23 protein-coding genes and 3 pseudogenes are annotated in these 19198 nt (G+C 68.5%); 14 read left to right on the forward strand and 12 right to left on the reverse strand.

The genetic code is table 11. The features are described from left to right. Positions 1 to 143: 143 nt before the first annotated feature. A pseudogene (locus AB0G15_RS38030) lies at positions 144 to 251 on the forward strand (low temperature requirement protein A); the annotation flags it as partial. On the opposite strand, the gene AB0G15_RS38035 reads toward AB0G15_RS38030, so the two are convergent. Further along, positions 251 to 718, reverse strand: a complete 468-nt coding sequence (locus AB0G15_RS38035) for a transposase (RefSeq protein WP_362849861.1) — start codon at positions 716 to 718, stop codon at positions 251 to 253. The pseudogene AB0G15_RS38030 and the gene AB0G15_RS38035 sit on opposite strands and share 1 nt — an antisense overlap. 307 nt (positions 719 to 1025) lie before the next feature. Between AB0G15_RS38035 and AB0G15_RS38040 the strand changes: the two genes are divergently transcribed. Then, positions 1026 to 1784 carry a MerR family transcriptional regulator gene (locus tag AB0G15_RS38040; protein WP_362849864.1) on the forward strand — a complete coding sequence of 253 codons (759 nt, stop codon included), beginning with the start codon at positions 1026 to 1028 and terminating at the stop codon, positions 1782 to 1784. 293 nt (positions 1785 to 2077) lie between these two features. Here AB0G15_RS38040 and AB0G15_RS38045 read toward each other — a convergent pair whose 3' ends face one another. Further along, positions 2078 to 2725 carry a TetR/AcrR family transcriptional regulator gene (locus tag AB0G15_RS38045; RefSeq protein WP_362849867.1) on the reverse strand — a complete coding sequence of 216 codons (648 nt, stop codon included), beginning with the start codon at positions 2723 to 2725 and terminating at the stop codon, positions 2078 to 2080. A 115-nt stretch (positions 2726 to 2840) separates the two neighbouring features. Between AB0G15_RS38045 and AB0G15_RS38050 the strand changes: the two genes are divergently transcribed. Beyond that, positions 2841 to 3806, forward strand: coding sequence for a chlorophyllase (locus tag AB0G15_RS38050; protein WP_362849870.1), 966 nt, complete (start codon positions 2841 to 2843; stop codon positions 3804 to 3806). A gap of 43 nt (positions 3807 to 3849) precedes the next feature. Here AB0G15_RS38050 and AB0G15_RS38055 read toward each other — a convergent pair whose 3' ends face one another. Next, positions 3850 to 4050 (reverse strand): LysR family transcriptional regulator, encoded by a 201-nt coding sequence (locus tag AB0G15_RS38055; protein ID WP_362849919.1) that lies wholly within the window; start codon positions 4048 to 4050, stop codon positions 3850 to 3852. A gap of 20 nt (positions 4051 to 4070) precedes the next feature. Here AB0G15_RS38055 and AB0G15_RS38060 point away from each other — a divergent pair, with 20 nt between their 5' ends. From AB0G15_RS38060 to AB0G15_RS38070, 3 genes are all read left to right on the forward strand, one after another. Next, on the forward strand, positions 4071 to 4610 hold the full coding sequence (locus AB0G15_RS38060) for a hydrolase (protein ID WP_362849921.1): 540 nt from the start codon (positions 4071 to 4073) through the stop codon (positions 4608 to 4610). A gap of 345 nt (positions 4611 to 4955) precedes the next feature. Next, positions 4956 to 5888 (forward strand): type II CAAX endopeptidase family protein, encoded by a 933-nt coding sequence (locus tag AB0G15_RS38065; RefSeq protein ID WP_362849873.1) that lies wholly within the window; start codon positions 4956 to 4958, stop codon positions 5886 to 5888. Between the two features lie 286 nt (positions 5889 to 6174). Next, positions 6175 to 7146, forward strand: a complete 972-nt coding sequence (locus AB0G15_RS38070) for a type II CAAX endopeptidase family protein (protein WP_362849876.1) — start codon at positions 6175 to 6177, stop codon at positions 7144 to 7146. A gap of 288 nt (positions 7147 to 7434) precedes the next feature. Here AB0G15_RS38070 and AB0G15_RS38075 read toward each other — a convergent pair whose 3' ends face one another. Both AB0G15_RS38075 and AB0G15_RS38080 read right to left on the reverse strand, forming a co-directional pair. Beyond that, a complete protein-coding gene (locus tag AB0G15_RS38075) occupies positions 7435 to 7719 on the reverse strand; it encodes a transposase (RefSeq protein ID WP_362849879.1) in 285 nt (94 codons plus the stop codon). Between the two features lie 60 nt (positions 7720 to 7779). Continuing rightward, a complete protein-coding gene (locus AB0G15_RS38080) occupies positions 7780 to 8394 on the reverse strand; it encodes a DsbA family oxidoreductase (protein WP_362849882.1) in 615 nt (204 codons plus the stop codon). A 576-nt stretch (positions 8395 to 8970) separates the two neighbouring features. Between AB0G15_RS38080 and AB0G15_RS38085 the strand changes: the two are divergent. Together AB0G15_RS38085 and AB0G15_RS38090 are read left to right on the forward strand one after the other, a co-directional pair. Further along, positions 8971 to 9255 (forward strand): annotated as a pseudogene (locus AB0G15_RS38085) (Tn3 family transposase); the annotation flags it as partial. Between the two features lie 77 nt (positions 9256 to 9332). Beyond that, positions 9333 to 9479, forward strand: coding sequence for a hypothetical protein (locus tag AB0G15_RS38090; protein ID WP_362849885.1), 147 nt, complete (start codon positions 9333 to 9335; stop codon positions 9477 to 9479). Positions 9480 to 9616: 137 nt separating this feature from the next. Here the strand turns inward: AB0G15_RS38090 and AB0G15_RS38095 are convergent, their stop codons facing one another. From AB0G15_RS38095 to AB0G15_RS38105, 3 genes are all read right to left on the reverse strand, one after another. Beyond that, positions 9617 to 10222 (reverse strand): short chain dehydrogenase, encoded by a 606-nt coding sequence (locus AB0G15_RS38095; protein WP_362849886.1) that lies wholly within the window; start codon positions 10220 to 10222, stop codon positions 9617 to 9619. After that, on the reverse strand, positions 10219 to 11250 hold the full coding sequence (locus AB0G15_RS38100) for a helix-turn-helix transcriptional regulator (protein WP_362849888.1): 1032 nt from the start codon (positions 11248 to 11250) through the stop codon (positions 10219 to 10221). The genes AB0G15_RS38095 and AB0G15_RS38100 overlap by 4 nt, the downstream gene beginning before the upstream one ends. Positions 11251 to 11624: 374 nt before the next feature. Next, positions 11625 to 12098 (reverse strand): MarR family winged helix-turn-helix transcriptional regulator, encoded by a 474-nt coding sequence (locus tag AB0G15_RS38105; RefSeq protein WP_362849891.1) that lies wholly within the window; start codon positions 12096 to 12098, stop codon positions 11625 to 11627. Between the two features lie 101 nt (positions 12099 to 12199). Between AB0G15_RS38105 and AB0G15_RS38110 the strand changes: the two genes are divergently transcribed. The 4 genes and pseudogenes from AB0G15_RS38110 to AB0G15_RS38125 all read left to right on the forward strand — a co-directional run bounded on the left by AB0G15_RS38110 (position 12200) and on the right by AB0G15_RS38125 (position 14605). Next, positions 12200 to 12751: a dihydrofolate reductase family protein gene (locus AB0G15_RS38110; RefSeq protein WP_362849893.1), complete on the forward strand. Its 552-nt coding sequence runs from the start codon at positions 12200 to 12202 to the stop codon at positions 12749 to 12751. 42 nt (positions 12752 to 12793) lie between these two features. Continuing rightward, a complete protein-coding gene (locus AB0G15_RS38115) occupies positions 12794 to 14170 on the forward strand; it encodes an FAD-binding oxidoreductase (RefSeq protein WP_362849895.1) in 1377 nt (458 codons plus the stop codon). A 115-nt stretch (positions 14171 to 14285) separates the two neighbouring features. Then, a pseudogene (locus AB0G15_RS38120) lies at positions 14286 to 14459 on the forward strand (hypothetical protein); the annotation flags it as partial. Next, on the forward strand, positions 14456 to 14605 hold the full coding sequence (locus AB0G15_RS38125) for a hypothetical protein (protein ID WP_362849923.1): 150 nt from the start codon (positions 14456 to 14458) through the stop codon (positions 14603 to 14605). The pseudogene AB0G15_RS38120 and the gene AB0G15_RS38125, both read left to right, overlap by 4 nt. A 159-nt stretch (positions 14606 to 14764) precedes the next feature. On the opposite strand, the gene AB0G15_RS38130 is transcribed toward AB0G15_RS38125, so the two are convergent. Then, positions 14765 to 15163 (reverse strand): helix-turn-helix domain-containing protein, encoded by a 399-nt coding sequence (locus AB0G15_RS38130; protein WP_362849898.1) that lies wholly within the window; start codon positions 15161 to 15163, stop codon positions 14765 to 14767. Positions 15164 to 15266: 103 nt separating this feature from the next. On the opposite strand from AB0G15_RS38130, the gene AB0G15_RS38135 reads away from it, so the two are divergent. Beyond that, on the forward strand, positions 15267 to 16169 hold the full coding sequence (locus AB0G15_RS38135; protein ID WP_362849901.1) for an NADP-dependent oxidoreductase: 903 nt from the start codon (positions 15267 to 15269) through the stop codon (positions 16167 to 16169). A gap of 148 nt (positions 16170 to 16317) precedes the next feature. Here the strand turns inward: AB0G15_RS38135 and AB0G15_RS38140 are convergent, their stop codons facing one another. The 3 genes from AB0G15_RS38140 to AB0G15_RS38150 all read right to left on the reverse strand — a co-directional run bounded on the left by AB0G15_RS38140 (position 16318) and on the right by AB0G15_RS38150 (position 17816). Beyond that, complete coding sequence (locus AB0G15_RS38140) at positions 16318 to 16440, reverse strand: hypothetical protein (RefSeq protein WP_362849904.1); 123 nt, start codon at positions 16438 to 16440, stop codon at positions 16318 to 16320. Further along, positions 16437 to 16733, reverse strand: a complete 297-nt coding sequence (locus AB0G15_RS38145) for a hypothetical protein (RefSeq protein WP_362849907.1) — start codon at positions 16731 to 16733, stop codon at positions 16437 to 16439. Before AB0G15_RS38145 ends, AB0G15_RS38140 begins: the two co-directional genes overlap by 4 nt. Positions 16734 to 16982: 249 nt before the next feature. Beyond that, complete coding sequence (locus AB0G15_RS38150) at positions 16983 to 17816, reverse strand: helix-turn-helix transcriptional regulator (RefSeq protein WP_362849926.1); 834 nt, start codon at positions 17814 to 17816, stop codon at positions 16983 to 16985. Between the two features lie 165 nt (positions 17817 to 17981). Between AB0G15_RS38150 and AB0G15_RS38155 the strand changes: the two genes are divergently transcribed. Beyond that, on the forward strand, positions 17982 to 19001 hold the full coding sequence (locus AB0G15_RS38155) for an aldo/keto reductase (RefSeq protein WP_362849910.1): 1020 nt from the start codon (positions 17982 to 17984) through the stop codon (positions 18999 to 19001). Positions 19002 to 19198 lie beyond the last annotated feature (197 nt).

Consider the following 19198-nt stretch of genomic DNA (forward strand, 5'->3'; position numbering starts at 1 on the left):
CAGAGCCATCCGCCACGACGCCTCTCGCGCTCGCGACAGGAAGAACCCCGCGACGATGCCCGTACCCCCGGCGTCGGACGAGCAGGTTCCGCCTCATCCCGATGGCGGCCCGCGACCCCCACGAACCGGGCCGGCCGGCCAGCATGCTCGAGCTGTTCTCCGACCTCGTCTTCGTCGTCGCAGTGAGCATCGCTGCCGTACAGCTGCACCACGCCCTGACCGAGGGGCACGTGCTCGACGGCCTGGTCACCTATGGTCTGGTGTTCTTCGGGATCTGGTGGGCCTGGATGAACTTCACCTGGTTCGCCACGTCCTCGTCCTTGATGCCGAGCATGTGCGCGGTCACCTGCCAGACGTGCAGGTACGCCTCCGGCTCGGCGGGCCGGACCGGCACCTTCCGCTCGATCATCTCGCGCATGGCGAAGGTGGGCAGGGTGTGCCAGGTGACAAGCGGGTCATGGGAGCCCTGCAGCTCTCCGGTGAGGAACTCCAGGCCGATGCCGGCGCGGGTGTCCCACTCGCGGCTTCGGTAGCCGTTGCGTCGGTTGGTGCGCTCCTCGCTGCGCATGCCGTACTCGGCGCCGCACACCCCGTCGGCCTCGGCCGACACAGGCGTCTCGGCCATGGTCTTCACCATGGATCGCAACAGATCCGGATCGCCCTGCTGGATCTGCTCCGCCAGCCACGCGGCGGGGTCCGCCCTGTTGTTCACGGCCATCGCTCCGTGCTCCTTCGATCTTGGTTTAGCAACCTGAAGGATCACGCGACGGCCGTCCTCATTTCACGGCGCCACGCCTGCCACCTGGGAAAACTCGCACACCACCTCCGTGGACGCAACCGCATCCGCTGTGCTATCGTGCCCGCGAGGACCGATAGGAACACAGTGTCGAGAACTCTCCTGTGGACTTGACTCGACGGTGGGATCACGTCAAATCCCGTGGACCCGCATCGAGATCATCGCGTGGACCTCCAGGCGTCGGCCACGACATGCATCCGTGTCCGATGTGATCCAGGAAGGGACAGACATGGCCTGGAGCACCCGAGAACTCGCCGAGCTCGCCGGCACCACGGTGAACACCATCCGGCACTACCACCGGCTCGGCCTGCTCGAGGACCCGGAGCGCCGGTACAACGGATACAAGCAGTACGGCGTACCGCACCTTGTCTGCCTGCTGCGCATCCGCCGCCTTGTGGAGCTCGGGGTGCCACTGTCCGAGATCGGCGTGGCGAAGTCGAACGGGGACGTTCCCCTGGAGGTGTTGCGCCAGGTCGACGCCCAGCTCGCCGCCGAGATGGAGCGCCTGCGCAGGGCCCGCTCCGACATCGCCGTCATTCTGCGCGATGGCGTGCCGGCTGACACCCCGGCGGGCTTCGAGTCCGCCGCTGGGCACCTGTCCGCGGCCGACACCTCCCTCATCCACATCTACACCCGGCTGTATGACGACGACGCCCTGAAAGACCTGCAGCGCATGACGGAGACCGACACCGATCCCGTCAACGCGGAGCTGGACGCCCTTCCTCCGGACGCGGACGAGGCCACCCGGCAGAGCCTCGCCGAGAGACTTGCACCGCTCATCGCCCAGACCCTCATCGACTATCCGTGGCTGAACAACCCTGCCGGGCGCCTGTCCAAGAGTGAGCACGCCACTCAGCAGACGTTCGTCGACGCCGTAACCGCGCTCTACAACACCGCACAGATCGACGTGCTCACCCGGGCCAGCATCCTCGCGCACCAGCGACCGGGCCTCGCGCAGGCGGCCGAGGACGACACGGATCCCGCTTGACTCCTCCCGTCGGGAAACTCGCGACCAAGGGCAGCAAGGCCCGTTCGGAGCCGGGAGGATGGGGAACCTGCCGGCTCGCCGCGCATCGGCGATACGGCGACAATCGTCGCGGTCGCCACGGCGATCACCGAATCCCAGCTGCAGAAACTCGGCCATCGGTGACCGGGAGCGACTGGCACGCTGGAGCGGACGGCCGGCCCTGGCGCCGCCGTTTCCCCGATCGGCGAACCGACAACTCACCGATGGTGCAGCCGCCGGATCGAGTGCGACGTCCGTGATCGGTGTTCGGGTCACTATGTGCCGCGCGGCGGGTTGGAGTCGTCTTCCGGAGCGATGGTGTCCGAGCCGCGGCCGTGCCGTGCCCCGGCGAGCACCCCTGTCACCAGAAGGGCGGCCAGGCGGGCGGCGTCATAGTGGGGGTCGTTGCCGCCGCCGATGCAGAGGTTGCCGATGCCGCGCATGAGCATGTACCCGGACACTCGCCCGGTGGCCTCCGGTTCGAGTGCGGCGTCAAGCAGGGCGTCGCAGACCGGGACGAGCCGGTCGACGAAGTACTGATGCAGGGTATTCACGCCCTCCTTGTCGGACCCGAGAGCGCCGGCGAGCCCGTGCTTGGTCACGAGGAAGTCGACGAAGCCGACCGCCCATCGCTGGAGGGCGACCTCGGGGTCGCCGGACTCGCGCAGGAGTGAAGGGCCTGCTTGCGCCAGCGCTTCCACCTGGTGCTGATACACCGCCGCCACCAATGCGGGACGCGTGGGGAAGTGCCGGTAGATCGTCCCCATGCCCACCCCCGCACGTTCGGCGATCAGCCGCACAGGCGCGTCCACGCCGTCCGTCACGAAAACAGCGGCGGCGACCTCCAGCAGGGTCTGTTCGTTGCGCCTGGCATCGACGCGCTTCGCGCGGGGTGCCGAGCCGGCGGGACCGGGAGTCGTCATGGGAACCTCCGTCGAGACTTGCGAAACGGAACGCTGCTCCGTATTGTTTCGGAGCGACGCTCCGCTTAAATTGTCCTCGGCGGGGGCTCCCAACGCAAAGGACGAGTGATCTCCCATGAGTGGTACTCCCGCAACGGCCGACACCCCGATCGTCCATGTGCTCGACGCCGTCGTCGGTCCCGGTGCCCCAGTCGTCTCGGTCGCCCCGGTGCGTCTCGACGCGCCAGGGCGAGCGCTCCCCCTCCACGTGCGCGTCTCTGCCCCCGTGACCGGGCAGCACCTGCCGGTGCTGCTGTTCTCGCACGGCAACGGGTGGTCGCTCGACGGCTACGCACCCCTGACGGCCTTCTGGGCCTCTCGTGGGTTCGTCGTCGTCCAGCCGACGCACCTGGACTCCCGTCGCGACGGCATCGGGTTCGACGACCCCGGGTTCGGCCACGTCTGGACCGAGCGGCATGCCGACCTCGTGCGAGCCATGGACCAGCTCGAGGCGATCGAACGTACGGTGCCAGGCCTTGCCGGGCGGGTCGATCGGGACCGGGTGGTCGCGGCCGGACACTCCTGGGGCGCCCAGACCGTGCAGATGCTGCTCGGCGCCCGCGTCCTCGACAGCACGGGCAAGGCCGGCCAGGACTACGCGGACCGGCGCGTGCAGGCCGGCGTGCTGCTGGCCGCGACCGGGATCAGGGGCGAAGAGCTGTACCCGTTCGCCCGGGAGCACTTCCCGTTCATGAACCCATCGTTCACCGAGCTGACCACGCCCACGCTCGTGGTGGCCGGCGACCACGACCAGTCGAAGATGTCCAGCCGCGGCCCGGACTGGTTCACAGACGCCTACACCCACAGCCCGGGCGCCACCGACCTGCTGACCCTGTTCGGCGCCGAGCACTCCCTGGGCGGCATCCCGAGCTGGGAAGCCGCCGAGACCACCGACGAGAACCCGGAGCGCGTCGCGGTCCTGCAGCGACTGACCACCGCCTACCTGCGCAGCGCGCTGGACCCGGCCGGTACCGGATGGGCGAAGGCCACCGCAGCGCTGGCTGAGAGCGGTGCGGCACTCGGCCGCATCGACAGCAAGTAGCCCCGGGCACGTAGTCCCCGGCACGATTAGTCCGACCGGGTCGTCAGCGACCGACCTGAGCCGCATCATCCCTCGCGCGCTGCGGCACCGTTCCCCGAGGCGGATGCGCGCGGATGGCGGTAATGCGCATATGCGCGGGGATGATCAGAGTCCGCCCCGCAGCGGTGAGCCCTACCCGACGGCTGGAGCGCACGAACAACGGCGTGCCGAGAATCTCCTCGAGCTTACGGATCTGATGGCTCAGGGCCCGAACCGACGCTCGTCATCAACAACACCGTCGGCCTGGCCAAGTTCGCCAAGGTGTTCGGCGTGCCGACCATCCCGACCACCGTCGTCGAGGAGCGGGGTGGCCACCTGATCCAGGCCGTCCAGGACGTCTTCCCTGACCAGAAGCCGATCAACCGCACCTCCACCAACACCTGGGAGGACCGTCGTGTGGTCGAGGCCGTGCAGGAGACCGGGCGCAAGAAGCTGATCATCGCGGGGTTGTGGACGGAGATCTGCGTCGCCATGCCCGCCATTCACGCGCTCGCCGACGGGTATGACGTCTTCGTCGTCACGGACGCCAGCGACGGGGTCAGCACCGAGGCGCACGACATGGCGGTGCGCCGTATGGAGCGCGCGGGCGTCGTCCCGGTCACCTGGCTGGTCGTGTCCAGCGAGTGGCAGCGCGACTGGGCGCGCGAGGAGACGGCCAACCAGCTCGGGCCGATCCTCTCCGAGCACGGCGGCGCCACCGGCGTCGCGCTCGCGTGGGAGCTGCAGCTGCTGGCCACGCCAACCACCGGCGGTGCCGGCGCGTAGTCCGGTCTGTCGCTGAGCTGGAGGCGGTTCCGGCGCTCGTGGCGCGCCAGGCCGCCTCCAGTCTCAGACTTGACCCGGTCCCAAGGACACGGTTTCAACTGGGAAAGTGCCGAGATGCCTCGGCATTGCAGCCAGTACTCACAACGACGAAAGGTGGGCGTGTCACCATCCTCGCGGATATCGGCAGTGCCGCCCCCGGGGTGTGTGGATCGAGCGCGCGACGCTGAGCGGGACTGGTCTCGGAGCGTGTCGTCCACCTCAGATGCAACTGGCTCCTCGACGGCATCGGCGTCTGACGACTCACGCCATACCGACCTCGCGTCCACCCGTTAAGAACGTCTACCCATGAAGAACAGAGAGAACATGATGGAAGACCCCATCACGCCTGTCGAGTACCACCGTGGGCTCGTGAGCGACAAACGCCGTATCGGGCGAGGCATCCTCGCCATCGCCCTCCTCCTCGGGGGCATGCAGATCTTCGTCTTTGCGCTCGCCATCATCGCCGCCCTCATCGATTCGGCGATCGGCACCGAGGCCAGGGAGGGGTACACCCCGCTCGTCAACGCCGCGGGGGCGTTGTCCGTGGCCCTCCTGATCCCGTGGAGCATGCTGATCCAGCGCTGGCTCTACGGCGTGCGCGGCGGGTCGCTGTCCTCGGTGCTGTCGCACTTCCGCTTCGACGTCTTCGGCCGCGCCCTCGTGGTCCTCCTTCCGGTGATTGTCGTGTTCCAGATCGTGTATTACCGGACGCCGTTGCCGCAGACGACCTGGGCATGGCACGACACCCTGCTTCTCGCCGCCACGGCACTCGCCCTGACGCCGTTCCAGGCCGCGGGCGAGGAGTACGGTTTTCGCGGTCTCATCTTCCGCGTCGTGGGCAGCTGGACGCGCAATGCCCGCCTCGGGCTCGTGCTCGCCATCATCATCTCGAGCGTGCTCTTTGCGAGCGTCCACTTCTCCACGAGCGGGTTGCTGAACCTCTGGTACATCGTCTTCGCGGTCGGCACCGCGTGGATCACCTGGCGTACCGGCGGGCTCGAGATCGCCGTCGTGCTCCATGCGGTGTACAACGCTACGCAGTTCGTCATCGACGCCGCGCTCCAGGTGGACCCGACCGTGGCTACCGACCGCTCCGCCGGCGCGATCGACCTGAGCGTCCTCATCCCTGTTCCGCTCGTCATCGGCACCGTCATCGTCGTGGCGATCCGTGCTCGACGCACAGGGACGGTTCTGACGCCGAGGGCGGCAGGGGCTCCTGCGCAGACCTCGACTGTCTAAAGATCCCCGGATGCTCCGGGGGGCACGGTAGTGAGCGGCCCAGTATTTCCTGCGGCCACACCGTTGACCGTTTGTGTTTGCCTCTACGGCAGATTTTCTACTCAAGAGCGGATCAATCGATCCCTCCCCAAGAAAGGTTGTTCACCGTGCGCACACCAGAGCCCTGTGGGCCCCAGAGCGCGGATCCCCGACCCGACCCCGCGGCACCCATCAGCCGGGCTGCAGCGGGGCAGGCACCAGTCGTCACGGGCGGCGACGGCGAATCGCGCCGGTCGGGAGCCGAACAGTGACGGGGCCCGAAGAGCAGGGCTCCGCCGCTCCTCTTCACGCCGGTGACGCAGCCGTCGCACTGCCTGGAACACTGCCCGAACGTCCGTTCGGCGTCCACTTCCGCATGGCGCGCTGGAAGTCCCTGGTCGTCCTGATCGCGATACCGGCGATGCTGCTCCTGGTCCAGATCATCGTGTTCCAACCGGTCGTCCTGATCGAAGGCCCGGCAGACCCGAACAAGCCCGCACTCACACCGCTCACGATCGTCGCCACGGGCCTCAGCACCGCCATCACCGCGTTACTCACGACGATACTGGTCTCGAAGATGGCGAAGGTGCCGTGGCGGGCGGTGTTCCGTCACACCCGCACCTTCGACTGGCGCCGCGCCGGGGTCTATCTCCTCGGATCTGCGGGCCTGGTCGGTCTTACGATCATCGTGACGGCACTCATCGAGCCGGGGTCTACCGGGATGGGGGAATTCAAGATCGGGGCATCCACCGTCGCCATCCTCATCGCCACTCTTCTCGCCATCCCTCTGCAGTCGGCAGGTGAGGAGATAGCCTTCCGAGGAGCGGCCATCCCCGCCGCCGGCTCCTGGTTCCGTAGCATCCGTCTCGCCATGGCGTTCGGCATTATGGTCTCCGGAGCGCTCTTCGCAGTGGTCCACGTGTCCCTGGACCCGTGGCTCGTCAGCTACCTGTTCGTCTTCTCCGCGTGCACAGCGCTCATGGGCCTGATCAGCGGCGGGCTGGAAGCCGCGATGGCATTCCACGTCTCCAACAACGTTCTCGCAGGCATCGTGAATGGCCTCTTCGCAGGCGGCGGCCCGTCGGTGATCGACCGTGCCGTCGGCTCCGGGCCCGGCGCCTCCATCATCATCCTCATGGTGATGAACGTCCTGGTCGTCGTCATGGTCTGGCTCGTGGAGCGCGCCAAGCGCTCGAACTCGATGGCGCCGTCGGCGCCGTCGGCGCCCAGGAACCGCTGAGAGAGCACTCGAGCTCCGGTCGCGCGTCCCGTACCGGGGCGCGCGGGCGGCACCCGCGTTCACGAGGCCCCAGAAGTCACACGGAGAAGTACGTGGCCTCCGGGTGGTTGATCGCGCAAGTAAACGGCTGTTTTTCTGCCGACAAGGTGCCTCTCTTGTGGTCCGGCGGAGAGAGGCGCGAACCTGCAGCAGGACGCCAGCAGAAATCTGCATGAGGTGTCAGTACGCAGGTCAGAGGCACTTTTCGACTGCCGGTGATCATCTGCGGGGATCTTTCCCGAGGTCGCATCACGCCGCCGGAGGCGTCGGCAGGCTACAAGCCGCGGCCTTGCGCAGGATCTCCTTCTCCTCACGGAGAAGCTTGACCTCCCGGCGCAGCCGGGCCGGCTCGTCTTTTTCGGCACTGGTCAAGCCGTCGGCGCGGCGGCCGTCATCCAGATCGGCCTGGCGCACCCAGGTACGGATCGACTGGGCGAAGGGCTCGAACTCCCGAGCCAGTTCCTCCGGCGACCGTCCGGCGCGCACCAGCTCCACCATCTGCCGGCGGAACTCCGGCGGATAGTTGTTCGGCACAGCAGACTCCTTCTTCCGGGAACCGGGGTTCCTCAGAGGTCAGGTGTCCGCCAAACCGGGTCAACTCCACCGCAGGAGCCCTTGCAGATCGGCGACGGGCTGGACCGCGGAGACAGGCGGGCGGCCGTCGATCACGAGACTGGGCACGCCGGTGACGCCGCGCTCTGCCGCGCGGCGCCGGTCGGCGCGTACCTCGTCGGCGTAGTCGTCGCCGTCCAGGACATCGCGCACCTCCCCGCTGTCCAGTCCGGCCTCGCCGCCCAGGCGCCGCAGGACCTGTGCATCGGCCACGTTGTCCCCCTCGGTGTGGTACGCGTGCAGCAGCAGCTCCATCATCTGATCGGCCCGGCCGCGATCGGCGGCCAGCTTGACCAGCCGGTGCGCGTCGAAGGTGTTCACCGGGCGGGCCAGATGCAGGTTCAGCTCCAGGCCCTCGGCCGCGCCCAGCGACCGGATCCGGGCGATGCGGGCGGCCGCCTGCTCGCCCCACCAGCCGGCCATGGCCTCCGCGGCGGTCGGCCCGGGCGTCCGGCCTTCGTCCGGCGCGAGCTCGTAGGCGCGCCAGACGATCTCGATGCTGTCGCGGCCGGGCTGCTGGGCCAAGGCGGCCATCAGGCGTCTCTTGCCGATGTAGCACCAGGGGCACAGCACATCGGCGTAGATCTCAAGCTTCATGAATGTCCCGTCCAGTGATCGTGGTTGATGGAGCGAGTTCGGTGACCCGGCGGCGTGCTGCCGACGGGTACAGCCGCCCACCGGCAGGGATCGGGCATCGAGGCGTTGCGGCGCTCACGAACACATTCCTCAAGGTCGGATGAGGGGTGACGCCCCGGCCGCCATCGTGCAATCTCAACCACACTTGAGGTCAAATGCCCGGGCGAAGGCGCAACCGATCCTGCTCCACTTCCGGAATTCGGCAATTCCGGAAGTGGAATCCGGGAGTGACTTCCGGAAACACAACCTCAGAGATCCCGCAGACCTCCGGACCAGCTTCCGGAAACACAGGCCGGTCGCGAGCCGTCGAGCTCCCCGGCCCGTACGCAGCGATCCTCGCCAAGTACGCCACCGCGCTCGAGCGCTCACACTGGCCGACTCCAGCAAGTCCAAGTACCGCTCCCGGCTACGCGGGTACCTCGCCTGGCTCGCCGGCCAAGCCGACGCCGACGCACTCGACGGCGACCCGCTCACCGACGCCGTCGCCGGCGCGGTGCGCGACTTCCGACGTCACCTGAAGAACGGCCGCCGCGCCCGCTGCGGGCGGCGAACCTGGCGCTGATCGGCTACCGCCAGAAGCTGCCGCCCACCCCGGTCTTCGGCTCCGGCACCCCGTCCTCCAGCGACGGTCAGCGGTTTCCCACCCGCGGCAAGCCGGTTACCGCCAGGGCGTTGAGCAGGTACTTCGCCCACGAGGGGCTGTCGACGTACACCCATGTGACTGACCGGCACACCGCCTACGGCACGAAGATCATCGTGGCGACCAAGCGCGGGGCGCACTACATGCTGGATGAGATCCTCGGCAACGCCACCGACATTCCGATCACCGAGCAAGCCTGGTGCCTCACGCTGGTCACCGACGCGGTGGTGACGTGGACGACCGAGTACTACGGGCTGCGGTGGAGTCGACACGCCGGTCCGGGCGCCACGTCGACGAGGAGGTGCTGGCTCACATCTCCCCGGCGCGCAGCGAGAACATCGACTTCTTCGGCTCCATCGACGTCGGCATCGAAGGCGAACTCGCCCAACTCGGCCCCACCGGGTAGCGGCCACTGCGTATGCGCGAGACCCTGTTCTGATTGACACCGATCGTCAGCGGCTCCGGTGCCACTCGGACGGGCGGCAGCCCAGCGCGTTCAGCCGTGATGATCGTGGCGACGACGTGTAAGCGCGAGTCGCGTGGTCATCCGTACGCCCGGATGATGCGGCCGGTGTCGTCACCTTCGACGCAGCGCAGGTAGTGGCCGACGAGTTCGTCCATCGGCACCGGACGCATGCCGGGGAAGTGTTCGGCGAAGGCGTCGAGGGAGTCGCCGATCATCGTGGGGCTGACCACGTTGATCCGCATACCACGCGGTAGCTCGATCGCGGCCGACAAGCCGAAGCTGTGCAGGGCGCCGCTGATGGCGCCGCCGCCAGTGACGTGCGGCCATGCTTGGTCGGCGAAGATACCGGAGGTCAGGGTGAAGGAGGCGCCGTCGGCGCAGTGGTGCTGGCCGGTGAGAACCAGATCTGCCTGCCCGAAGAACTTGGCTCGCATGTTTTCAAACAATGCGTCGGATGTCAGCGTCGTGAACTCGTCGAGCGCGCCATGCGCTGCGATGCTCACGACGCTGTCGACCGCCCCGACCTCGCGGTACATGGCCTCGATGGTCGAGTGCGAGGTCAGGTCGACGTGGACGTCACCTGAGGTGCGTCCGGCCACGACAACGTCGTGGCCGCGCGATCGCAGCGCGGGCACCAAACGTCGTCCGATGGTACCGGCGCCGCCGACGACGACGATCCTCATCGTGCTTTCTCCTTCCGGGACAGGGTTCCTGGCGCGATGCGTCGTTCGAGGCTCTGTGCCAGCAAGGTGAGCGCGTCGGCGTCAGATGTGCCGGGACGCGCGTAGAACAGGCCGATCTGCTGGTCATCGTCAGGCAGGGTGACCGTCTCGTTCGCCAGAGTCACTCGCCCGACGACAGGATGGTCGAGTTCTCGTAGGTAGTACGAGCACGTTCGGACGGGGCGCCGCACCCACATTCGCGCGAACTCCGGGCTGTCGACGGCGAGTTGGCCGACGAGCTGTTCGAGCTCTGGGTCGGCCGGGTGCCGCGCAACCGCCTGATGCAGGGCCGCGACGGTGACCTGTGCCTTGGCGTGCCAGTCGCAATACAACGCGCGGTGGTGCGGGTCGAGGAACAGCATTCGGGCGATGTTCGGCCGAATCCGCATGTCCGGGGCGTCGACGTCGACATGGCCGGCCAGCAGAGCGTGTCCGAGGCGGTTCCACGCAAGGACGTCGGCGCGGTGATCGATCACGATCGCCGGTGTTCCGGGCATGGCGGCGAGCAGTTCACGTACTGAGGGCCTCAGCTTGCTTCTACGGGCACGAGGACGAGTCGGTCGTCGCGGAGCAGCAAGGATCCGCAGATGTTCGTGCTCGGCCGGAGAGAGCTGCAACGCCGCGGCCAGCGCGTCGATGACGGCGCCAGAAGCGCTACCGCTGACCCCCTGCTCCAGTCGCGTGTAGTAGCCGATACTGACCCCGGCGAGTTCGGCCAGCTCTTCCCTGCGCAGTCCCGGGACTCGCCGACGAGTAGCGCCGGGCTCGACACCCGCAGCGTCTGGCGTCAGGCGTTCGCGTCGGCTACGCAGAAAGCCGCCGAGATCGTTCGCTCCTTTGCTGACCACCAGCCCATCGTCGCGCCGATCGCCGATTTCTGCCTGCCCCGAACAGGGATACCTTCGCGGACCTTCCGTTCCATTGCCAACACGGACTTCGGCGAGTTCGCCGAGAGCGCCGCCGCGGACGGCGTCTTCCGCGGGTTCCACGACTGAACCGCCACGCCTCCGGGAAGCACGGAACGTCACCGGTAAGGCCCAGGGGGACGACAACTCGTGACAGTTCAATACGCGACTCCACCAGTATCGGCCCCGCAAACGCCACCGCACCGCCGTCATCGCTGGCCAGGGCCGCCTCATTCTGGCCGGGGCACCCTCGCACGCGGACCGGGCCCGCTACCCGCGCGACCACCGCGGCCGCGCCGACCACCAGGCCGCCCGCGCTCATCGGGGGAAGACCAAGTACTTGGCCTGCCACCCTTAACGACACCCCGCGTTGCGATCCCGGCTCGCGCCTGGTCGAGGAAGGTCTCCCACCTCCACTCAAATCACAGCGCCTCACGGCGCACGCCGTACAGTCCCCGTCAGGGTGCCGGCCGGGCTGCCGTGGCGGCCTCGTTCCAGGCACGTTGGTGGCGGGTGATCTGTTGGAGGGTGTCCTTGAAGGCGGTGTACCGGTCGGCGCCGAGGGCCTGTTCGTAGCGCTCTTCGATCGCGGCGAGGATGGCGCGGGCCTTGGCGACCTCGTCCAGGGCGCGGTCGGTGGGGACGATGAGCTTGGCGCGACGGTCGGCGGGGTCGGGCCGGCGGGTGACGTAACCGAGGCGGGCGAGTTCGTCGGTGATCGTGCCGACGATCTGCTTGTGCTGGCCAGACCGGGCTGACAGATCGGTCGCGCGGGTGCCGCCGGGGTCGAGGAAGGCCAGGACCGTTCCGTGCCGCGGGCTCACGTCGGGGTGTCCCTGCTCAGCCAGGGTGTGGAACAGCTCCTCCTGGATGGCCCGCATGAGCTGACCTGTGAGCATGCCCAGGTCTGGGCCTTTGCCGGTAGTGCCCATGGAAGTCCTCTCCAGTTTTTAGTAACGATCATTGACTATCAATGATCGTTACTTTACCGTAAGTCTCAGTCGGTTCCACCCCCTGACCCAAAGAGGCAGACATGCGCAGGATCATTGCATCCACCTACACCACCCTCGACGGCTTCATCGACAACCCGCACGAGTGGTCGCTGCACTACTCCGACGCCCAGTCCCAGCACTACGCGTTGTCCATGACGCTCGGCGCCGACGCCCTGCTGCTCGGCCGCATCACCTACGAGGGCATGGCCCAGGCCTGGCCGAACATGTCCGGCAACCCCTACGCGGACCACGTCAACTCCGTTCCCAAGTACGTGGTCGCGTCCCAGCCGGTCGACGCCTCCGCGTGGAACCCCACGACGGTGATCCCCGGTGATGACCTCGTGGCGCACGTCACCAAGCTCAAGGAACAGGACGGCAAGGACATCCTGATCTGGGGCTGCGGCCGCCTCACCGACGCCTTGGCCCAAGCCGGCCTGCTCGACGAGTACAAAGTGTGGATCATCCCGGTCATCAAGGGCCAGGGCGAGCCCCTGTTTCGCGTCGACAGCGCCGCCACCCTGGCCCTGACCGACTCCACCACCTTCGCCGGCGGCACCGTCGTCCTCACCTACCGCCCCGAGCCCTCCGCCTAGTTCATCGCAGGAGCGGCGAACACCCAGAAGGGAACGGTCATCATGATCCTGACCGGATCGAGGAACACCCCCACCCCCGCACGCCGTCTGCGCGCCGGCTTCGCCGGCGCTGTGCATCTTCCCGGCGAAGCCGGATACGAAGAGCACCGGCGCCCGCTGTTCACACCGATCGACCAGCGACCCGCGCTGGTAGCCGAGGCGACCAGCGCCGAGGACGTACGGGCGGCGGTCGTGGCGGCTCGGGACGCCGGCCTGGCACTGGCCGTGCAGGCGACCGGGCACGGCACTCACGCGCCCTGCGACGGCGGCCTGTTGTTGAGGACATCCCCTATGAGCGGAGTACTCCTCGATCCGCGCCGGCACATCGCCCGTGTCGGCCCCGGCGCCCGATGGGGCCAGGTCATGACGGCCGCCGAGCCGTTCGGACTGGCTCCTCTGTCGGGCTCGCACGCCGACGTCGGCGTGACCGGGTACACCCTCGGCGGCGGCCTGGGCTGGCTCTCCCGCGCGTACGGCTTCGCCGCCGACAGTGTGCTGCGCGCCCAGGTCGTCACGGCCGACGGGCGGCTCGTGATCGCCGCTCCCGACAGCCACCCCGACCTGTACTGGGCGCTGCGCGGCGGAGGCGGCAACTTCGGCGTGGTCACCTCGCTGGAGTTCCGGCTGCACCCGGTGGCCCAGGTCTTCACGGGCGCCGCCTGTTTCCCGGTCGAACGCGCCGGCGAGATTGTGACCTTCTACCGGGACTGGATCACCGGGCTGCCCGACGAGCTCAGCACCGCACTGTCACTGACCTCGATGCCCGACGACCCACAGGTGCCCCCACTCGTGCGCGGCCGCCGCGTCCTGCAGCTCAAAGCGCTGTACGCGGGGAGCGCCGACCATGGCCGGCGGCTGTTGCGGCCGCTGCGGCGAGCCGCGGGCCCGGCGCTCATCGAGGACTTCCGCACCATGCCGTACGCCGAGGCCTCCATGGGCGGCATCGCCCCTGGCCAGGTCGAACTCCTGAAGGAACTGCCGGACCCGGCGATCGCGGCGATCATACGCGTCGCCGAGCCGTACGACGGGCCGGCCGTGGAGATCCGGCACTGGGGCGGCGCCATGGGCCGCCCCGGCCCTGACGCCGGCCCGGTCGGCCACCGCGCCACCCGCCTGTCGGTGATCGCCGACGCCGGCTCTCCGGTCCTGGCCGAAGCCCTGCGCGCGCACACCAGCGGTGGGGCGTTCCTGAACTTCCTGCACGACTCGACCCGGACCGCGGACGCCTACACCGCCGCCGACCACCGGCGGCTGAGCGCCGTCAAGCGCCTGTACGACCCTGACAACACCTTCGGTGTCACGCACAACATCCCGCCGGCACCGCTCGCCGCCCGCCCGACGTCATCGAAGTGGGCTCCATCTCCGACGGTTCCCGCCTGAGAGTCAGTAGGCGGGGCTTGCGCAGCAACCAAACGGCCAGTCACGATAAGGAGCCGCAGCACGTCGAGCGGGCCGGACACTCCAAGGAAGTGCTGCGCCAGGGCCACAGTTCCGGGCGGGCGCGGTGCGCATCGTGCGGGAGACGAGAAAGCCGATCGCGCAGGTCGCGAAGGATCCGGGCATCAATGCGGGCACGCTGGCCAACTGGGTGCAGATGGAACGGCTGGCCCGCTCAAGGTCGGATACGTCTACCGGCACCGCTTCGCAACACACGCCGAAGCCCGCCTGAAGATCGCCACCTGGATCACCGACTTCTCCAACACCCGCCGCCGGCACAGCGCCGCCGACGGGCTACCCCCGATCGTCTACGAGCAGCAGATCATGACCGTGCGAACAGCCACCAAGGCGAAGTCTCAGAAGACCATCGCCGCATAACCGAGTCTCCACGCTTTCAGGGATGGACAGGTCTGACGTTGGCGTGACTTTTCGTTCGGATGCGTCTTCTGTGACGACCGGTCCTCTGAGTCGTATCGCATCAGGCGCGTACACCTGCGAGGCCTGGAAGCCGCTATGAGATAGCCGGCGTCCTGTGTTTCAGGGGCGTGCATCGAATTGGACGCGGGCTTCGAAGACGCGGTCCATGTGCGTCTCCGCCCAGTCCTTGATCGCGATCATGACCGGGAACAGTTCATGGCCGAGCGGGGTGAGCGCGTAGTCGACGCGGACCGGTACCGAGGCGGTGACCGTGCGGGTGACCAGTCCGTCGCGCTCCAGCGTCCGCAGGGTCTGGGTGAGCATCTTCTGGCTGACGCCGGCGATGCGGTGGGCGAGCTCGCCGTGCCGCTGCGGGCCGCCGGCGAGCGCCGGGATCACCAGCGCGACCCACTTGTCGGTGAGCCTGCTCAGCAGCTCACGGGTCGGACAGCCTTCCAGGAACGCGTCGTAGTCGCGTTTGGCCTGTTCGCGGCGTTGTGCCGCGGTCGTCGTCGCCATTTTCCCTCCTGCGGTGCCCTAGGCACTTCACGGTACCTACTTTCTCACAGTTCCTTTGATTTGTACGGTCGTGTGATCACGAGGTCCCACGAAGGAGACGGCGATGCGCGCAGTCAGCTATTCACAGTTCGGAGGGCCGGAGGTCCTGCACGTGGCCGACGTGCCGGTGCCCGATCCCGGGCCGGGGCAGGTGCGGGTGCGGGTCGCCGCGTCCGTTGTGCACCCGGTCGACCTGATGGTCCGCTCCGGCCGGTTCCCGGCCCCGCTGCCGACCGGTTTGCCGTACACGCCCGGCTGGGACGTGGCCGGCACCGTCGACGCTGTCGGCCCGTCGGCCGAGGAGTTCGCGATCGGCGACGAGGTCATCGGCTTCTCGCCATGGCTGCAAACCACGGTCGGCGCCCACGCGGAGTACGTGGTGCTCGATGCCGCCTGGCTGACCTCCGCACCCACCGGCGTCCCCGCCACCGAGGCGGCGACTCTGCCGACCAACGGCCTCGCCGCCGCCCAGGCTCTCAACCTGCTGGCGCTCCCGGCGGGTTCGACCGTGCTCGTCACCGGCGCCGCCGGGCAGGTCGGCGGGTTCGTCCTGGCGCTGGCCCGGGCGAGCGGCCTGCACGCCACGGGACTCGCCGGAGCCGACGACCGTGAGTTCGTCGAGTCGCTGGGCGCGGCTTTCCTGCCGCGCTCCGGCGATCCGATGGGGACGTTCGACGCGGTCATCGACCTGGCGGTGATCGGCCCCTCGCTGCTGGACGTCATCCGCGACGGCGGCGGCTACGTGGCCGCGTCACCCCCGCTTCGCCCGGAACCGGTGCGGGGAATCCGGACGTTCGCGCTGGAGGTGCGACCCGAGGGACGCCGGTTGGGCGAACTGGTCAAACTCGTCACCAGCGGCGACATCCCGCTCCGGGTTGCTGGCGTGTACCCCTTCGCTGACGCGGCGGCCGCCCACGACCGGCTGGCCCAAGGCGGCGTGCGCGGCGGCGTGGTGATCGTCCCCTGACCCGCAGCGAAACCAGGCCGTCGCGATCATGCTCGCGGGCCGCCCGAGCACCTGAATTACGACACAGTCCAATACGACAGGGCACCAGCCTGGGGCTGCGCAGGCCCGTCCGGACGGAGGCCGGCGGTGTGGCCGGCCCCGTCTTCGTTCACGAGGACTCCTCCAGGTCGTCGTGGTAGCCGGGCCACGGTTTCGCGCCGTCTGCGCGGCGCATCGCCAGCGGCAACGGTCTCTCCTCCGGGTAGGGCGGACGGTCGTCGTCGCTGCTCACTGGGGTGCTCCCAGGTCGGGTGAGGTCTTGGCGTCCGCGAGGGTCTTGTGGACGACGCCGGCGTCGGTGGCGAGCTCGCGCGCGTCGTCGTAGGGCGGCACGTAGGCCTCATCCTTGCGCCGCACCCCGCGCTGCACGCTGCCCGGTTTGGTCGCCGGGCGGCGCTTGCCAGCCAGCGCCTCCAGCGCCTTGGCGTCCAGCCGGAAGAACTGCTCGAGTTCGGCCACCGACACCTCGGGCCGGAACCGGCGATAGCGGGCTACTTGCTCATCTGAGAGGAAATCCACAGGCATGAGCAGGCACGCTAGAGCGCTCAACCAGGGCAAACAGGGCAAACAGCCCTCGTCACCGAATCGTCTTCAAGATCGTCTCTCTAGCGCCAGAATCCGGTCCGATCCTCCCCGAAGGCCTCGCCTATCGTGAGCTCGCTTGCTGCCGGCCGTGTGGAGGCATCGGTCCCGACCTGCGGACCTGCCGGTGGCGACGCTCTCCGATCATGTGTCCGTTCCGGCGCCCGTCAAGCCCGGACGCGACGGCGCCCGTCAGACCTGGACGCCGACGACCTCCAGTAGCCGCAGCCGCTCGGCGGTCTCGCTACCCTCCGCCACGGTGAAGGCCATGATCCGCAGATCGGTGCCGAGCGCCGCGAGGATGTCGCAGTCGAGGGTGAGTTCGCCGACGCTCGCATGCCGGACCGTCTTGGTCAGGGGCTCGTGCACACCTACCACGCCAGAGCCCCACAGCGCCGCGAAGTCACCGCTCCGGGCACGGAGCTCATCGATCAGTGCGGCCAGTCCGGCATCCTTCGGATAGCGAGCCGACGCCGCTCTCAGGTCGGACACGAAAGCCGCCCGGTGACCCGTCTTCCGGCTCACCGCCTGGGGGTATCCGGCGGGCGGTTCCACGAAGGACCACCACACCGCATTCCTCCCGAAGCCGCGTGACGCGGGCGGGTTGCCGAACAGCGCGGCCCACAACCGGTTCCACGTGATGAGGTTCCATGCGGCGTCGTACACGCTCAGCGGTGTGCCGGTCAGCCGATCCAGCAGGCGCTGGACGCCTGCCGGCACATGGTCGGAAATCTGCCCGGGGCCCGGCACCGCCTGACCGGCGAGCACGAAGAGGTGCTCACGCTCCGCCGTCGTCAGCCGCAACGCCCGGGCCAGCGCGGACAGTACTTGGGGGGACGGATTCGTCGACCTGCTCTGTTCGAGCCGCACGATGTAGTCGACGGACAAGCCGGTGAGCAGGGCGAGCTCCTCACGCCGTAGGCCTGGCGCGCGCCGGCGTCCGTCGTCCGGCAGGCCGGCCTCGGCCGGTTTCGTGCGATCCCGCCAGGCGTGCAAGGCCCTGCCAAGATCCGTGGATCCGGTCATCTCCCCAGTATGGGCAATCGGCCGCGTCCCGTCGTGGTACTCCGGGTCCACTGGCTGCGGCGGGTACTGGTTGATGCCCGCGGGTCCGCGGAAGGTGGATGTACCGGCCGACGGGCGGTGGCCAGCGGGGACCCACTCGCCGGTGGGGACCGAAGGAGCACGTTCATGAAGTATCGCGACCTCGGGCGGACCGGGATCAAGGTCAGCCCCTACGCACTCGGCACGTTGATGTTCGCCAGCCAGATGGGCAACGACCCGGACGAGTCGGTCCGGATCATCCACAAGGCGCTAGACGCCGGGATCAACCTCATCGACACCGCCGACCGCTACGCCGACTCCGAGGACATCGTCGGAAAGGCCCTCAAGGGCCGCCGCGACGAGGTGGTCCTGGCCACCAAGGTCGGCATGCCCATGGGCGAGGGCGTCAACCAGCAGGGTGCCTCCCGCCGCTGGATCACCACCGCTGTCGAGAACTCCCTGCGCCGGCTCGGCACCGACTACATCGACATCTATCAGCTCCAGCGGCCCGACCCGGACACCGACCTGGAGGAGACCCTTTCGGTTCTGACCGACCTCGTCAGGACCGGCAAGGTGCGCGTGATCGGTTCCTCGACGACGCCCGCCTCGATGATCGTCCAGGCCCGGTGGGCCGCCGAACGCGCCGGGCTGCAGCGGTTCCGCACCGAGCAGCCGCCGTACTCGATCCTGAACCGCGGCATCGAACGGGAGGTCCTGCCGCTGGCGCAGGAGTACGGCATGGGCGTCATGGTGTGGGGTCCATTCGGCCAGGGCCTGCTGACCGGCCGGGTGCGCAAGGGCGGTGAGAACGACCTCAAACGCGTCCGGTTCTCCCGCCACCTCACCGACGAGCGCCGCATCGACGTCGTCGAACAACTCATCCCGCTCGCCGAGGAGGCCGGCCTGCCCATGACCCACCTGGCCATGGCGTTCGCCATCGCCCACCCGGGCGTCACCGCCGCGCTCCTCGGCCCGCGCACCATGGAACACCTCGACGACCTTCTGGCCGGAGCCGACGCCGAGCTGTCCGACGACATCCTCGACCGGATCGACAAGATCGTCCCGCCGGGCACCGAGGTCAGCGCGCTCGACCAGGAGTACAAGCCCCCGGCATTGCTCGACCCCGCTCTCCGTCGTCGCCCCGCCGGGCTCCGGTCGCCGGCCTGAGCCCGGAGGCCGATACCGGAGTAGCTGTCCCGCTCGTTGAGAGGAACACGCTGAGCCCGGCCAGCTGCACGCGGCTCGACTGACACAGAATTTCCATCGTCGGGTCGGGTTCTTCGACCGGCAGCCAGCAGATCAGGGCGTCGAGGTCGCCGCGGCGCAGCCCGGCGAACGGGTCGACGAAGGAGGCGTGCCGGATC

The sequence above is a fragment of the Streptosporangium sp. NPDC023825 genome, assembly GCF_040639575.1.
Lineage (GTDB): Bacteria > Actinomycetota > Actinomycetes > Streptosporangiales > Streptosporangiaceae > Streptosporangium.